Below are 15,299 nucleotides of genomic sequence, written 5' to 3' on the forward strand. Positions count from 1 at the left end.
GAGGGGGAGTGCGTGGTGTTGGGGGTTGTCGTATTGGTAGGTGAATGCCCAGGCGCAGGAGGCGTCGTCGAGTTGGAGGTTGAGTTGTTTGGCTAGTTGGTGTGGGTAGTTGTCTTGGTCTTTGACGCAGGTGGGGGTGCTATTTGGTGCGGGTTGTGTGATGGTTCCGGTTGAGGCGTAGGAGTCGCCGAGTGCTACGTATTTGTCTCCTGGTTGGAGGGCTTGTGCTGTGGGGGTTAGGAGTGTGGTTGTGATTGTTGCGGTGGCGAGTGCGGCGCTTATTTTTGTTGGTTTCACGGGGGTTGTTCCTTTTTGCTGATGGAAAATTCCCGTGTGGTGGGTGTGGTGCACGGGAATTTGGGTGGGGTGGGGTCTATTTTGCGATATTTTTTCCGATGTATTGGCCGTTGGCGTTGAGGTGGAGGGGTAGGTTTCCTGGTGCTGGTGGCAAGAGATCGATTAGGTTGACCCACCAGCGGTCTCGGGAGCAGTTGTCGTGTCCGGTGGACATCGGCTGTGCGTCTAGGAAGGTTGCGTCGTTTTGGTCTGAAACTTCGCGCAGGGTGTTTTGGACTCGTTTTTCATTTTCTGCAACGGCTGCGGCGGGTAGTGGAATGGTTGCTGATGTGAGGCAGGTGTTGGCGCCGTCGGATATGTGTGGGTAGCCGACGACGGTGATTTTGGCGTTGGGGGCGTTTTTGTGTGCTACTTGCAGTGCGCTGCGTAGGCCGTTTCGGATTGCGTGGTCTGATGCTTGGATGTCTTGTTTGTATGGGTAGGTGTCGTTGGCGCCGGCGACGATGACGACGTTTTTGGTTTGTGGGTTAAGGTCGCCGTGTTGTGCGGCTGTGCGAAGTGAATCGTCAATGTGGTGGCCGCCGGTTGCGAAGGAGGCGCCGGCGCATTGGTATTGGTCGACGTGGGCGCCTCCGGATGCGTTTGCGATTTCGTCGGCGATGGAGCCGTCGGTGACGCAGCCTACTCCGGTGTTGGTTTTGGCGTTTGCCTTGTTTTTCCAGTAGTCGGAGAATGTTGGGTTGGCTACTACACTGTCGCCGACTAGTACGGTGTTGCCTGGTGTGGCTGCGAGTGCGGTGGTGTTTCCTGCGGCCAGGGCGGTGGTGGTGGCTAGTATTGCTGCTGTGTATTTAGTGGGGGATTTCATCTTTAGTTTCCTTTTAGTTTGCTGTTTGCTTGAGTTTCCTTTGTCTAGGATATCGGTTTTTCAGTGGAATGCCAGAATTTTGGTTTTGAGTGAAATGTTTTGAGTGTTGCTGGTGTGGTGATTGTGGTTAGTTGGCTAGTCCGGGGTGGGGTTGTTGTGGGAGGTGGAGGAGTTTTTTCTTTTTGTGTTTGCCGGTGCGGGTTTCTTGGGTGGTTTTGTTGGTGTGGCATTGGTGGCAAAGTACGCGGAGGTTTTCTAGGTTGTGTGTGCCGCCTTGGCTTATTGGGGTGATGTGGTCTACTTCGTGTCCTGGTTTGCCGCATTTCTGGCAGGTGTGGTTGTCGCGGTTGCGGACATATCGGCGTAAGTGGTGTGGGGTTCCTGGGTGGTGTGGGTTTTTGTTGCTCATGGTGGTTTAGAGGTCGGGTTTGATTGCTGTTGGTGCTGGGTGGTGGGGGATTTCTTCTGGGTGTGCTTGGCGCCATTCGGTGATGTGGCTGAGTGCGGAGTTGTACTTGTGGCTGAGTGTGTTGACACGGCCGCGGAGTGTGTCCACTTGGTCTTGGAGATTGTTGACTCGGTCGGTGAGTTGATGGGTTTCTTGTTGGATGGTGTCGACGAATGCTTTCCATTCGGGGTAGCGGGTTTGTTCTTGGGTTTGTCGTTCTTTTGAGTGGGCGTTGATGGTGGCGGTTATCCAGGAGGCTATGCCGGTGATGGTGCTGGTGGTGCCTGTGGCGATGATGGTTGTTAGTGGTGTCATGGTGTGCCTCCTTTGCGTGTTGTTGGGTTATTGGGGTGGTTGTTGTGGGTTGGGTGCGGGGTGTCCGGGCGTTGCTCCTTGTGGATGGTTGGGTGTGGGGTGTTGTGGCGCTGGGGCTGTTGGGGTGTCTTGTGCTGCTGGTGAGGTGTCTTGTGGGGGTTGGGTTGGGGTGGGGCGATAGTCGGAGTGTTCGCCGGTGGTGATGGCGGCCAGGGCGCTGGCAATGGTGGCAGTGATACCACTGGTGTTTTGTAGCCAGGTATCAACTTGGTCGGGGCTGGCAATACCGAATGCGGTGACGGTGAGGGCGATGATACCGGTGATGGTGTAGATGGTTTGTCGGATGTACCAGGGGGAGTGGGTGATGCCGCGGTCGAGTTGGAATTGTTGTGGGTGGATGATGTTTTGTGCGTGCTTTGGCATAGTTGTTTCTCCTTTCTGGTGTGTACGGGGTTATTGGTTGAGTAGGTGTTTGAGGTTGTCGTGGGTGCCGCGGTAGGCGTTGATGTCTACGACTCCGGGGTATCCGGCGGCGTGGCCGTTGGAGCCGTATTGGAGGATGTCGGGGGTGTGGTCGCCGAGTGGGTAGTTCCAGCGTGGGCTGTCGTCGCCTGGGTAGAGTTGTGCGGCGGTGCCGTGACTGTTTTGAGCTCCGTAGTTGGAGACCCAGAGGGCGCCGAGGCCGTCCATGGAGGGTTCGCCGCCTATCATTTTCTCCCAGTACCAGGCGCCGGAGTAGATTCCGGGTACTTTGTAGCCGCGGCATTCGAGTTCGTGTTTTGCTGCCCAGACGTCGTTTCCGGAGAGGAGGGCGTTGCCTGAAGGGTCGATGGATTCGACGTCTATCCAGATGGGGAGGTCTTTGCGGCCTTGTAATTGTTGGTCGATGGTGTCGACTTGTTGGGCGATGGTGGTGCCTTCGGAGGGGGCGCGGAGGTACCAGTACCCGCTGGTAATGAGTCCTGCGGTTTCTGCGTCCTTCAGGTGGGAGTGAAAGATGGGGTCTTTGTAGGTTCCGTCGCAGATGCGGATGATGGCGAAGTCGTAGCCTTCTTGTTGTGCGGTGTGTAGGTTGAGTCCGTTGTTGTGTTCAGACACGTCGAGTCCGTACAGTGGCATGATTATTTTCCCCCTTGTTTTATGGTTTTAGTTGTTGAGCCAGCTGTGTAGGGCTGGTGTGAGCGCTTCGATGGTGTTTCGGCCGGTGGTGTAGTCATCTGGGCCGAAGAAGAGCGCGTGTAGTTGGTTGGTGGCGTTGAGTATGGGTTGGTTGACGACCCATGCGCCTGGTGGTGTGTCGCGGTTTAGGCATACTCCCATGTTTTATCCCCCGTTGTGTGTGGAACTGGTGTTCCTGTGTGGTGATTTTACCCTATGAGGGTTTTGAGTCGTTTGGTTGTGGCGGAGATGTGTTTTTGGTTTTCGTTGAGTTGTTGGAGGGCGGATTGGCGGGGCTGTGCTTCGCCGACAGCTAGTTCGGTTTTGGGTGGTGTGCCGGGCTTGTGGCTGATGGTGGCTTCATCAATCCAGGTGGAGAGGTTCATGTTTCGCCATTGGATGCCGATTTGGTCGCCGACGTTTACTTCGTAGCCAAGCTGGTAGGGGCAATTATCGGCGAGTTTGAATGAGGCTGAGAGGTTTCCTTTGCCTTTGGCGAGTGCCTCAAATGCTTGTTGTTGCCCTTCGATGGTGAAGCCTTCTCCGGAGGCGACAAGCTCGCGGCGTCGGTAGGGGCCAAGGTGTCGTGCTCTGCGGGTGGCTTGGTGGTGTGTGAAGGCGAGTAGTTTGTCTTCGGTGAGTTTGCCGGTGGCTTTTTCGAGTTTGTTTTGTAGGTCGTCGAGTTGTTTGTCGTTTCCGGGCCAGGCGTTTTTGGCGCCAGCGATGGCTCCGCCGACGAAAGTGGCGGTTGCCCGCTTCAACAGTTGGTTGATGGCGTTGGGGGATTTTCCACCGACGGTGACGTCTGCGTACTTGGAGCGTGTGATGGTGACGTCGCTGGTGGCGTAGTCGATGTGGGTGGGACGGAGCATAACCCAGGGTTTGTAGCCGTCTGGGTTGGTGCGGTCGCCGAGTCCGACGGTGGAGACGTTGTCTTCGGGGTCCCATTTGCGGGTGATGTTTTTGACGCCTTCGTGGACGTGTCCGGCGACTGAGGAGTCGTTGGTCAGTGGGATGATGTCGATGATGAAGGTGGGTTTCCAGAGTCGGGTGTGGGTGGGGAATGGTTGTTTGTCCCAGGGCATCCAGAGGGTGATGGTTAGGCGGAGTCCGGCCGCGTCGAGTGTTTCTTTTGTTAGGTCTGCTAGTGAGTCGAAGCGGGCGGCAAGCACGGTCCAGGCGGTGGTGGTGGATTTGTGCAGTGGATTGACCATAATCGGCCAGTCGGCGTAGTCGCGCCAGGCGATGGGGGACCAGGGGTCGGCGTCGGGGAGGAGGTCGAATTGGTAGAGGCGGCGTAGGTTCATCAGGATGAATGTTTTAATGACTCGGAGGGAGTCGCCGGCGCGGACGTCCATGTATTTGGGTTGGATGGCTTTGATGGCTAGTGGGTTGGATTCCATGACGAGGTAGTTGGCCATGTCGTGGATGGAGGTGCCGGTGATTTCGACGGTGGGGTTGTGTTGTTGGGCGTGGTCGATAATGGTGTCGACGAAGTAGGTGTATCGGGTGTGGCCGTATTCGATGACGAGGAATTGTTGGATGTCGGTGAGTTTGCGCAGGGTGGAGTTGGGGTCTCCGTCGAAGGCTAGTGGTGGTATGAGGAGGTCGACGATGGGGTGGTTGGTGGGTACTTCGAGGGTGACGGTGCCGGCGTCGTTGACTTTGTCGTTTGCTTTGAGTTGGGTGTAGCCGGTGATGATGGTTTGTGGGGTGAGGTATTTGTCAGTCAAATAGACGAATGGCGTGTGGTCGTCCTGATGCCGTTGCCCAAGTGCGGCCATGTGCGCTATTTGATGTTCCTGCATTGCTTACTATTCCTCCTGTTTGTGACCATGGTTGTAGGTATTGGTTGCGCCATTTGATGTGGCATTTGTGGCAGTCGATGGCGGTGGCGTCGCCGGGCATGATGGGGCGTGTCCAGGCGACTCCTCGTAGTGTGGCCCAGGCGTTGTGGTTGGGGTAGCCGTGTGTGTCGGTGATAAGGCCTCCGGTGTCGGGGTTGGTGTGGTAGATGAGTCCGGTGGCGCCGAGTGCTGGTGGGAGGATGATGAGTCCGTTTTTGTCTTCGGTGATGCGGGCTGTGAGGCCTTTCCAGTGGATGGTGGGCCAGAGGGGGAGTTGTCCGGTGTTTTCGATGGTGGTGATTCCGGTGGAGGTGTGTTCTGGGCCGAAGTATCGGCCGTCTTGAGCGGTGAGGTGTATTTCGAGGGTGGTGGTGTCTTTGGGGGCGGTTTCTTCGGGAAGTCCGATGGGGGACTCGAGGTGGACGAAGAGTTGGAGTTCGGGTTGTCGGGGTTGATGGAACGTGAGGAGGGCGGGTTTGTAGAAGTCGAGGCCGTCGAGGAAGCGGCGGATAGTGGTTTCAGTGGTCAGTTCGGTGGTGTGGGTGATGCTGACTGTCAGTGTTGGGGTGATGGGCTCGGGGGTGGCCGTATCGTAGGTGTGGGTGGGGAAGTGTTGGGTGGTTAGTACTGGGTGGTCGGATAGTTTTCCGGTGGTGCCGGAGATTTTATGTAGGGTGACGCCTTCGTCTCCTTCCCTGTGGCCGGCGAGGTGCCAGGTGTGGCCTTTATAGTCGGTTAGTTGGATGTCCACTGTGCTTTCCTCCTGCTAGACGACCATTGGGGTGGTGAAGGTGTTGATTTTGACTCCGCGTTCGAGTGCTTCGATGCGGCGTTGATAATCGTCGAGGGCTTGGTTGACGCCGCGGCGTACATCGTCGGAGGAGACTTCCATATTGTCGCCGTTCATGTTGAGGTGAACTTCGACTGGTGGCAGGGCAGTTTTTCCGGGGTCGTCGGCTGTTCCGGCGACAGCGACTTTGACACGGCCTTGATTGTCAAGAATGTCTGGGGCGTTGGCCCCGTCAATGCCCCAGGGAGAGCCGAGGTCGTCGGTGATGTCGGCAAGTACGTCGCCGAGGAATTGTGAGCCCCATTCGATGGGGGCGCCGACGCGTTCTTCTTGACCGTTAAGCCATGCTTCGACGCCTTCTGAGAAGGTCTGAGCGGTGGCGTCCAAGTGCTGGGCAGCATAAGTAATGCCTTCAGCGAAATTAGTCATCTGTTGGGAGTTAAGTACCCATTCTGATTGGCCGGACGTGTTGACTGCAACAGAGTTATTGGGGAGTACACCACCGGAGTCGCGTAAGAATGCAGGTAGTACACCGCCGTTTTTGTAGCCTCCGGCGCGGTCGTAGGCCGCGGAGAGAGAACCGTAGGTAGCCATGGCGTAGTTCATGGAGGAGCGGATGTTGGCTTCCGGGTCCCAAATGTCGTCGAATCCGGGGTCTTTGTAGGATTGGAATGTGGGGTCGATGGTTTGCATAAGTCCCTTGGATGGGGTGCCTTTGGTGGCGTTGGAGTCCCAATCGTTGATGGCGTGCGGGTTGCCTCCGGATTCTTGTTGCATGCGGCGCAGCACGGTATCGACGAGGGAGGCGGGCTGGCCTTTTTCTTTCAACAGGCGGGTGACAAGTCCGCGATACTTGTTGACGTCGCCGCCGACGCTTAAGTGCTCCTTGACCTTTTTGGCCACGGCGGTGACTTTGTCTTTGAGCCAGTTCCATGCGTTGTCGGCGCCTTTAGTGAGGTAGGCGGGAGCCACGGAGTTTGCTAAAACAGTGCCGTTATTGATGCCGAGTTTGTCTTTAACAGCGTTGATTTTGCCATCGAAGAGTTTCTTTGCTGCGTTGGCGAAGTCACCACCGAGCTCGATGGCTTTGTTGATGACGTCGTCAGTGACGTTCCATGCTTTGCCTGCTGTGGATTTGATGGCGCCGATAACACCGCCGTCAGCGAAGGAGCCGGAAAGTCCGGTGCCTTTTCCTGCTTGTGCTGTAGCGTTCATACGTGCGACTGCTGCTGGGCCGCCGACTGCTCTGGTCCATTCTGGGCGCATGATGGCCTCACCACCGGATAGGTTGAGCGTTCCGCCGGTAGGCGAGAAGAAGGTGTGTATGTCGCGGCCTGGGGTGTAACCGGGCATGACGCCACCGCTGGCGAAGCTAACCTCAGGAAGCTCGTCTACACCAGTTACCTTGGATACAGCGTTCCATGCGGGGCGAATGCCGTTGTTGTAGGCGACGTTGGCAATTTTGCCGGCAATTGACTTAATAGTTTCCCAGACACTGTTCCATGCGGACTTGATTCCACCAGCGGCTTTTTCAAACCATTGCTTAACTTGGTCGACCCCTTGCTTCATGCGGTCAAAAGCAGGACGAACGTGTGCATCGACAATGCCTTTAATGAAGTCTGACATGTGTTGCCAGGCAGGAAGAAGGACGTTGTCAATAATGGCCTTGATACCGTCGACAACCATGTTCCACACGGCTTTAATCCCGTTAAATACTGGCTGAATAGCGTTATTCCAGATAGCGGACAGGAATTGGCTCATCGCGTCCCACGCTGGGATAAGTACCGTATCGATGAGGGCCTTGATGCTATTTACGACAGCTTCCCAGAGCTGCTTTATCAGGTTGAGGATTGGTTGGATAGCTGCTTCCCATAGGAAGTGCACTGCTTGTGCGACAGCGTCCCATGCGGGTTTGAGTACGTTTTCCCACAGGGCTTGAATGCCGGTTACGAGTAGCTCCCAGCCTGCTTTGATGGCCTCGAACCCCACCATCACTATGGACTTAACCAGCATGAACTGCATCATGATAGGTGTCAGAAGTGCCGTGATGATGTAGGGCGCTACCTGCTGGATAACTGCCCACGCTTTCGAAAACCACTCACCAATAGCCGAAAATACAGGCTGAATCCATTCCCAGAAGCTGCGGAGCGCGTCACCAATCTTCGACAAGATTTGATGCCCGACCTCGGTCTTTGTCAAAAAGAGTGTAATGCCTGCAACGACGGCGGCAATAGCTGTGACAATAAGGCCAATTGGGTTTGTGTCAAAAATAGCCGCCAACAGTGCAGGCAAGGTACGCAGCCCAGTGAAGATGATGCGCCCGACCTTAATGATTCCGCCCAAAGCCTTACGGAATCCCATAAACCCCTTTATCGCAGGGCCCAACTTCGGCCCGAATGATGCGATAATGTCGCCGCCTGCCTTAAACGCCTTAAACCCACGAGTAATCGGAGCAATAACCTTAGCCCACGTCATAAACCCACCAGCAGCCGCAGCAGCCAAACCAGGATGCTTAGCCATATGGTCGGTGAGCTTCTCAATCGCGGGGACAACCACCGTGGAGATAAGAGGGGCAAGAGCATTCAAAAGATCAACTATGGCCGGCAAACTACCCACAGCGATAGACCCCATCGCCGTAACAATCGACGGCAAAACCGGTGCTATAGCGCTCAAAAGCTGTCCGATGGAGCCCGCTAACTGCTCAACGTACGGCCACGCCTGCACAGCTACATCACCCATGGAAGATAAAGAATCCATGACCGAATCAAAATCAATGTTGCCGATAGCATCGAACATTTTCGGGATGATCTCATCGGCCAGGTGGTCAAATATTGGGGCGATTTTGTCCGAAAGCTGTTCAGCGAAATCACTAATCTGCGGGGTGATGTTGTCAAAGCCATCCGCCAATGCGTTAAAGACGGGAATCATTCCATCGTAGAAAGGCTGGATGAACGCTGCGGTCACGTGGGATGCGAACGCGGCCATGGTGTCAAAGGAGCCTTTGAATGTTTCGCGTTGCTTTTGGGCGGCGCCATCGAACATGTCGTTCATGGCGTTAGAAAAGTCCTCGAATGAGACCTTGCCCGAGCTAATCATGTCGGTGACTTCTTCTTTAGTCACGCCCATCTGGTCGGCGAGTTTTTGCTGCAGGCCGATTCCTCGGTCCATCAACTGGGCCATAACTTCACCGTCAACGTGGCCGCGGGCAGCAACCTTGGACCAAATAGAGCCCATCTCGCCCATAGAAACACCAGAATGAGCAGCAGAGTCGGCAACACGGCTTAGCGTGTCCTGAAGGTCCTGCCCCGGCTTAATGCCCGAGCTGAGCATGACAGAGGCAACCTGGGCGGTATCACCCATGAGGAAGGAGGTGCCCTCAATGGACTTATTGACATTGCCCATAATCTGGTCGATGTCTTTGCCCTTATAGCCTAGGCCCTCGAGGGCTTTTTCCGCCTTGTCGGTAGACGCCAAGCGGTTAAAACCATCACTAAAGGCTTTACCCGCGCTGACACCAGCAGCGGCGGTGGTGGCTACAGCACCAGCTTTCATCGTCTTCTTCAGACCACTGGTGATTTTGCCACCCATCTTCTCGCCCCACGAGCTAGAAGGGCTGACCACAGCCTTATCAATCTGCTTGCGTACCTGGGAAAAATCTCCCATTTTCGGCACGATACTGACCCAGCCGGTACCAACATCGAAGTTTGCACCCATGATTAACCCCCGTCAACGCCAGGCCACTCATCGCCTAGCCATTCGTCCATTTCTTGCTTGGTAAGTCCCTCTGCCTGAATACCAGCAGTCTCAGTTGTCGTATCGTTTACGCCGGGGCGGGGGATAGGCTTCGGTTTTTGCCCCTTACCTCCCCAAGCACTCATCGCTTGCTGGTCAGCAATATGCGCCAGGAGCTGATTGGTAAGGTTCCATTCCCAGTCCTTCTTTTGTGCATTGCGCACCAGTGCCGAGTCTGGGCCAGCGGTGGCAATCAGAGCGATGGCATCATTCCACGTGACACGGTCTGTGCCGTCGTTTATCCACCGCCAGCGTATACCGGCTTCGATGAGTTCTCTTTCGACTGCCATAGCAAATCGGGTGTCGGTGTCCACGGCGTCGATGAGGGAGACGATTTCGCCAAGGCTAGCTTTTGTCGCCGCCTTCGCTCCAGTCCTGCATGAACGTGTTGAACTCGTCCATGTGCATGTTATCGATGACATCGAGGGTGCCGTCGTCGGATTTATCGGCGGCGCGCTCGAGAATCATCCAGGAGAAGTCTTCATCATCAAGGCCGTCTCGCTTGGCGCGGCGGCGGTCGCCGACGGTGATGATGGAGTCAATCGGCGGCAGAGTGATGTCGTCGCCGTTAGAGGTGGTGTAGTTAAACCAGTCGTTGGTCGGCTTAGTGTTTTTCTTGGCGTTCTTCTTTGCAGCCATAAGAAACAATTCCCCCGAATCGAATACGTGTTTTACATGCGGACTTGCGCAGCCTCCTACCTTGCTGGAAGGAGACTACTGCAATCCTTGCACCCTCATGATAGCAGCACTTATGTACGGCTGTTTACGGCCCAAAGCTAGCTAGCAACCATCCCAAACCGGCTGCGATTGCGAAGTAAGCCAAAATGAGTACAGCGACAATTGGAATAAACACGTACAGGTACGCCAGCACAATGGTGATAGCAATACCCGACACAGCAACAAACCCGGTTAACGTCCCAGCAATGTTGAGGATAATCACTACGGCCACTAGCCCCAAAGACACGACTGCCAGCACCGCCAAATGAGCAACCACCCATAGACGCAACAACCTGCCTAACGGCGAATGACGCGTTAACAGGTTGAAAATATCCAACGGGATACCCGCCAGAGGAAACGCGATTGTATTGACCACCCGAAGGTAAATCGGCACTAAGCTCAACATGATAATCAGCCCAGCTACCGCAATAAACGTGACAGTCACAATACCGGCAAGCACAACACCTGCCACACGATTGAACAGAGTCAGCGCCAGCGAGCCTAAAACAATACCCAAAAGCCCCACCACCGCGGCAAATACCGCAATGGAAGATATAAGGTCAACAGCTCGAACCGCATGCGAGGCACTAGCAACTGCAACAATGAGCGAAGAAGCCGATAAAATCAACACGGCCCACACAAGGATAGGTGCCGCTGCCACAAGACCAGCTACACGAAGGCGACTAAACAGTCGCCTACCAGAACGCACCGGAGTACCAGCGGCAAGAAAGGCGAAAGCGCCAGCCAGACCAAGTCCCGTCACCGCCGTGAGCAGTGCAGCTAACGGGGCTAGAAGTACTCGAGGGTGCGTTGCGACCATGCTCAGAAACGTCGCCACCGACAAGAACAAAATAATGGCACCGGCAACACCTGGCACAATCGTCAACGTTGCCGCAGAAAACGTCACCGCAATCGTCAACAGTGACACCTTGGCTAATATCCTCCACGGCTTCGCTAACTTCCGCGACACAAGAAGTAATGGAACGCCCACGAACACAGTAACTACAGCAGAAATCATCAACCCCAATGCGAGTCGCTCCAACTTTTGGGTCTTCATCCATGGGAAGGCACCAGCAATAACTCCAGCGTCCAAGAGTAAGTGGCGTGTCCCGCGGGCAGTTGCAAGTGCGACCACAATGGCAGAAACAACGGTAGCAATACTACTGAGGGCGAACTTTGGCCACTTCTTAAGACGTTTCCCAACCCAAGTGAGAACAACAAGTACAGCGATGACAAAACGATGATTCACGCCCAGCACGATTGCAACAGGGGTAAGCAACCGCGCTGCAATGACAGGAACCTTCCACCCCATCCAACGAGCCGCAGCAATAACACTCGACCCGAGAATACCTACCATAAGCGGGAGGATAGGGCGGAGAATACGCCCAATGATTCCCCGTGTATGTGCTACAACATGCGCTAGCGCGACTCCCAACGTAGTGACAGTGTCAATGCCGAAAGCATCCAAGAAAGTCCACGGAAGGACAAAAGGAGTCAGTAGGCGGCGAAGTGCACGTTGAGGCTTAGCCACTATATAGCCCACGAGCATGATTACTAACTGGGCGATGCCCAAATTTCCTGCACCGCCAGCGACGAGCCAAATGGTATTCGTTGCCGGATTCGCTGGTCCACCAGCCGCAGCCCACGCAGCCCATGCTGCTGCGGACACGCTAGCAAAGATTACCAAAAGCCCCCAGGCAACAACTTGTACGCTGACGCTGTAAAAATTCCACTTCAGCAAGAAAACATTCATGGACAGGGGAATCAATACGCGATACAGCAGGCCTCTGTACGGCAAAAACAGTGCAGGAAGCGTCAACAACGCCACTATCAGTACTACTGCAGAGATTAGGCTAACCACAGTGGTGCCTACAGCACGCACTGGATATAAAAGCCGCGTTGGCGATGCAAAAAGGGGAATAAACCCGACAGAAATTGCTGCACGTACGGTTTCCACACCACGTAAAACCAGCCGGACAATCCATGGCCCGATGGCGGCAAAGACACCGGTAGCCATAAACGCAACGCCGACAAGCATCACACCGGCAGTCACCGCGCGTAAAAGTAACTGGCCCGCACCAAATAGACTCGTGACCAGCAAGGACAGCTGATGGGCGACAAACGCCGCCACAGTAGCACCCACTGTGGCCAAGGCTGCAGCTACCGCAGCAACAGCAGAAACAACCGGCGGCGCCAAAACAGGAAGAAGCAAAAGCGTCGCTACAGCCATTGCCAAAAGCGACACAGCAACCACAGCCCCCAACGCCAGAATGACAGGAGCGACAGCTTTCTTCAGCAACGGAAACGCCGCTACATTCGACGCCACCCACGCCACAGAAGCCACATAAAAAATAATCGACGCCGGAATAGCAACAATTGCCGTAACAAACGCCGTCACCCCAGACCCGGCCACCGGCAACAAGGCCCTCACCGTGGTAAACATCAAAAACAGTGCAGCCAGCACAAAACGCACAAATGGTCGAATGACACTAACTGCCGCACGAAGCTGCTTACCCGCCAAGCGAGCCGTCACCAAAGACCGAAATACCAAAACCTGAACAATCGGCAACGACACCGCAACCGCAGTAACAACCGGAGGAACCGTATCCAACCTGAACCGCAACAACCGCAGCAACGACACGACGATACTAATCCCAACAAACGGGACAAAAACCCCACCAATAATGACCGTGCGCACCAAATTCAACAACAATGACCGGCCAGAAAGAGTAGAACTACGAATCATCAGAAAGATAATCAGCCCCACAACAGTAGAGGCAAACAACGCCACAATGACGAACGTAGTCACAGCAATAGCGACCGCAATAACAGCTTTTTCCAGAGCCGTCGTCCGCAACGGCTGAGTAATCCGCAACAACACACGAATCTTCGCCACTACGAACAACACAACCGCGGCTAATACCGCAAGATGAGATAGCGCCCACCCAGCAGCCACAAACAACACGAAGGCCTTCAACGTCACCGGCAACGCGCCAGCAATAACAACTAGCGGGAAGTCCAAAATAATGAACTTCGCACCATTGACCACCGACCAAAAAATAAACAACGCCGCCAGCGGATGCCCAGTCAGAAGAGCAATCACAATCAAGTCCGCCGCCCACGGCAACACCACACCGCTGAGCCCAAAGCCGAAAAACTTCAAGGCCACAACCAGCATGCCCAACAACAGTCCCGCGGTCGATAAAGCAACCGGAACTGCAAGCAATGGTTTGCCAAACACCAGCAGCACCAACGTCAACGCCACCCCGGCCGCCAAAGCCATCACCGGCAACGCCAACATCGCACCCACAAGAATCAAATCCTGTGTCGAAAGCTCCGCAATAGCCTTATCGACGCCATCAAGAAACGCATCCCACGCCCCAGTAAGCTGTGGAAGCACCTGACCCAAATTCAAAGCATTCAACGCAGCAATCCAGCCCTGGCCAATGTCACTAGCCACCGCAGTAACCAACAAACCCACGTCATTGGCAAGAGCAGGAGGATTCGACCAGTCCGTTAGAAACCTGTTCGCAATATCGCCATACTGGGCCGGGTCCAGCGCACCAATAAACGCATTCCACGCCTTCACAAGATTCGACGGATTGAAGACACCCCAATTATCCCGAACAATGTCAACAACTGTGCCCCACAGCTGCTGCGCCGCGCGGTAAAGATTACTACCCGCACGAGCAATATTAGACAGAATCTCCCCCGAGGTCATACGCTTGATGAAATCCCCGGAAATATCATCCCACCGACGCATAGCATCACGAATGAACTCATTAACGTCCGTGATGTTCTGCCTGTTCAAAAATCCGCGCAGTGCGTCACCAACCATTTTGCCAACATCGCCAGACATCTGGCCCAAACGACCAGCCCACGCACGAATAGGCCCAGCCCACTGCGAAAAACCAGCAGAGGACACCATATTCGCCAAAGCATCACCCAACGCGGGGAAATTCACCGACGCAATCGCATTATCAATAAGATGGTCAACATCGCCACGCAGAATGGCATCCAACCAATCCTGCCAATTCGCCCCCGCCGTCGACAGGAAATCACCAATAGCCTGCTGCACATCACCATTAGCCAAGCCGGCAATCAGACCACCGACACCAACACTCGACCACAGTGTTGCAATCTTCTTCAACGCATGCGCCACCGACTTACTCCGCCGGCGCAGCCACGACATTGCATGGTCAAAAGCCGCGCGAAAGTTATCCAAGTTAGCGCCACTAATAAGGTCCCGCGGAGCCCAATCCGCAATGATGCGCAGCAACTCTGAATCAGTCATATCCGCAACCGTGTGCTCCACACGGTTAATCAACTGATCCACCGCATCCAACAATGACCTCTCAGAAAGACGAGAAATAATATCCAGAGCAGTAGACACATTCACCCGGATAGCACCAAGATTCGTCAACCTGCCATCGCCGGTAATATAGTCCACCCACTCGCGTACCTTGCCAGTAAACGCAAAATCCGGGCCCTTATCGTCGCGACCGGTAGGCTCCTGAGGATTCCTATCCACCAGACGGTACAAACACACACCATTCGCATCCGGCGTACACGACAGCGTCACCACACTGCCTGCCAACTCACTGCGATTAAACGCCTGCGAATCAATCGACGTCACCACCGCGCGCGGGACAAACAAACGCACACGCTGCCCATCAGAAGCCAACAAATCAAAATTCAACGAACGATAAGGCAACGCCCCATCAAGACGTTCCTCAACCCTCACACGCGAAGAATCAAACAATTCCTTCACGCCACCATCAGGGTGAGTCAGCCGCATCACCGCCGAATTCCCCAACTCCATAAACGACACCGACAGGCTCACCCCATCCGGTGAGGAGACAGTACTCATCGACAAACCAGACCACGACTTAGACTCCTCAGCATCCACCGACGTATCCACCGTCACACCATCAGCAGATACATAACCCGCAGGGGCCATCCCGACGCCTGGAAGCCGACGCAATGGCTCACTCGCCGATAAAGGCACCGCAAAAGGACTCGACACCGGCCGGCCAATCCAAGCACCACCACCGGCCGAAACATTCG

Annotated in this window: 12 protein-coding genes; all 12 read right to left on the bottom strand. The window is 54.9% G+C overall.

Features of this window, described 5'->3' with window-relative positions; translation table 11 throughout:
• Positions 1-373: 373 nt before the first annotated feature.
• Complete coding sequence (locus WMP97_RS00005) at positions 374-1,165, bottom strand: GDSL-type esterase/lipase family protein (protein WP_340439558.1); 792 nt, start codon at positions 1,163-1,165, stop codon at positions 374-376.
• Positions 1,166-1,292: 127 nt separating this feature from the next.
• Positions 1,293-1,574, bottom strand: a complete 282-nt coding sequence (locus tag WMP97_RS11785; RefSeq protein ID WP_445293071.1) for an HNH endonuclease — start codon at positions 1,572-1,574, stop codon at positions 1,293-1,295.
• 6 nt (positions 1,575-1,580) lie between these two features.
• The gene (locus WMP97_RS00010; RefSeq protein WP_340439559.1) at positions 1,581-1,928 is read right to left on the bottom strand and encodes an MbeD/MobD family mobilization/exclusion protein; all 348 of its coding nucleotides are present in this window, start codon (positions 1,926-1,928) and stop codon (positions 1,581-1,583) included.
• A 27-nt stretch (positions 1,929-1,955) separates the two neighbouring features.
• Positions 1,956-2,351: a hypothetical protein gene (locus WMP97_RS00015; protein WP_340439560.1), complete on the bottom strand. Its 396-nt coding sequence runs from the start codon at positions 2,349-2,351 to the stop codon at positions 1,956-1,958.
• Between the two features lie 30 nt (positions 2,352-2,381).
• Positions 2,382-3,047 carry a glycoside hydrolase family 25 protein gene (locus tag WMP97_RS00020; protein WP_340439561.1) on the bottom strand — a complete coding sequence of 222 codons (666 nt, stop codon included), beginning with the start codon at positions 3,045-3,047 and terminating at the stop codon, positions 2,382-2,384.
• 27 nt (positions 3,048-3,074) lie between these two features.
• Positions 3,075-3,248: a hypothetical protein gene (locus WMP97_RS00025; RefSeq protein WP_259825016.1), complete on the bottom strand. Its 174-nt coding sequence runs from the start codon at positions 3,246-3,248 to the stop codon at positions 3,075-3,077.
• Between the two features lie 47 nt (positions 3,249-3,295).
• Complete coding sequence (locus tag WMP97_RS00030) at positions 3,296-4,870, bottom strand: Gp37-like protein (RefSeq protein WP_340439562.1); 1,575 nt, start codon at positions 4,868-4,870, stop codon at positions 3,296-3,298.
• The gene (locus WMP97_RS00035; RefSeq protein WP_340439563.1) at positions 4,812-5,684 is read right to left on the bottom strand and encodes a hypothetical protein; all 873 of its coding nucleotides are present in this window, start codon (positions 5,682-5,684) and stop codon (positions 4,812-4,814) included. Before WMP97_RS00035 ends, WMP97_RS00030 begins: the two co-directional genes overlap by 59 nt.
• 15 nt (positions 5,685-5,699) lie before the next feature.
• Positions 5,700-9,386 carry a tape measure protein gene (locus WMP97_RS00040; protein WP_340439564.1) on the bottom strand — a complete coding sequence of 1,229 codons (3,687 nt, stop codon included), beginning with the start codon at positions 9,384-9,386 and terminating at the stop codon, positions 5,700-5,702.
• 53 nt (positions 9,387-9,439) lie between these two features.
• The gene (locus WMP97_RS00045) at positions 9,440-9,805 is read right to left on the bottom strand and encodes a hypothetical protein (RefSeq protein WP_340439565.1); all 366 of its coding nucleotides are present in this window, start codon (positions 9,803-9,805) and stop codon (positions 9,440-9,442) included.
• 55 nt (positions 9,806-9,860) lie between these two features.
• Complete coding sequence (locus WMP97_RS00050) at positions 9,861-10,154, bottom strand: hypothetical protein (protein WP_023021075.1); 294 nt, start codon at positions 10,152-10,154, stop codon at positions 9,861-9,863.
• A 124-nt stretch (positions 10,155-10,278) separates the two neighbouring features.
• On the bottom strand, positions 10,279-15,192 hold the full coding sequence (locus WMP97_RS00055; protein WP_340439566.1) for a hypothetical protein: 4,914 nt from the start codon (positions 15,190-15,192) through the stop codon (positions 10,279-10,281).
• Positions 15,193-15,299: the final 107 nt, after the last annotated feature.

Source organism: Corynebacterium sp. KPL4072 (assembly GCF_037908395.1).
Taxonomy (GTDB): domain Bacteria; phylum Actinomycetota; class Actinomycetes; order Mycobacteriales; family Mycobacteriaceae; genus Corynebacterium; species Corynebacterium kefirresidentii.

Coding starts and splice junctions, on each gene's coding strand:
- WMP97_RS00005 (WP_340439558.1), bottom strand. CDS start 1,165: ATGAAATCCCCCACTAAATACACAGCAGCAATACTAGCCACCACCACC.
- WMP97_RS00020 (WP_340439561.1), bottom strand. CDS start 3,047: ATGCCACTGTACGGACTCGACGTGTCTGAACACAACAACGGACTCAAC.
- WMP97_RS00045 (WP_340439565.1), bottom strand. CDS start 9,805: ATGGCAGTCGAAAGAGAACTCATCGAAGCCGGTATACGCTGGCGGTGG.
- WMP97_RS00025 (WP_259825016.1), bottom strand. CDS start 3,248: ATGGGAGTATGCCTAAACCGCGACACACCACCAGGCGCATGGGTCGTC.
- WMP97_RS00055 (WP_340439566.1), bottom strand. CDS start 15,192: ATGGCCCCTGCGGGTTATGTATCTGCTGATGGTGTGACGGTGGATACG.
- WMP97_RS00015 (WP_340439560.1), bottom strand. CDS start 2,351: ATGCCAAAGCACGCACAAAACATCATCCACCCACAACAATTCCAACTC.
- WMP97_RS00010 (WP_340439559.1), bottom strand. CDS start 1,928: ATGACACCACTAACAACCATCATCGCCACAGGCACCACCAGCACCATC.
- WMP97_RS00040 (WP_340439564.1), bottom strand. CDS start 9,386: ATGGGAGATTTTTCCCAGGTACGCAAGCAGATTGATAAGGCTGTGGTC.
- WMP97_RS11785 (WP_445293071.1), bottom strand. CDS start 1,574: ATGAGCAACAAAAACCCACACCACCCAGGAACCCCACACCACTTACGC.
- WMP97_RS00050 (WP_023021075.1), bottom strand. CDS start 10,154: ATGGCTGCAAAGAAGAACGCCAAGAAAAACACTAAGCCGACCAACGAC.
- WMP97_RS00030 (WP_340439562.1), bottom strand. CDS start 4,870: ATGGCCGCACTTGGGCAACGGCATCAGGACGACCACACGCCATTCGTC.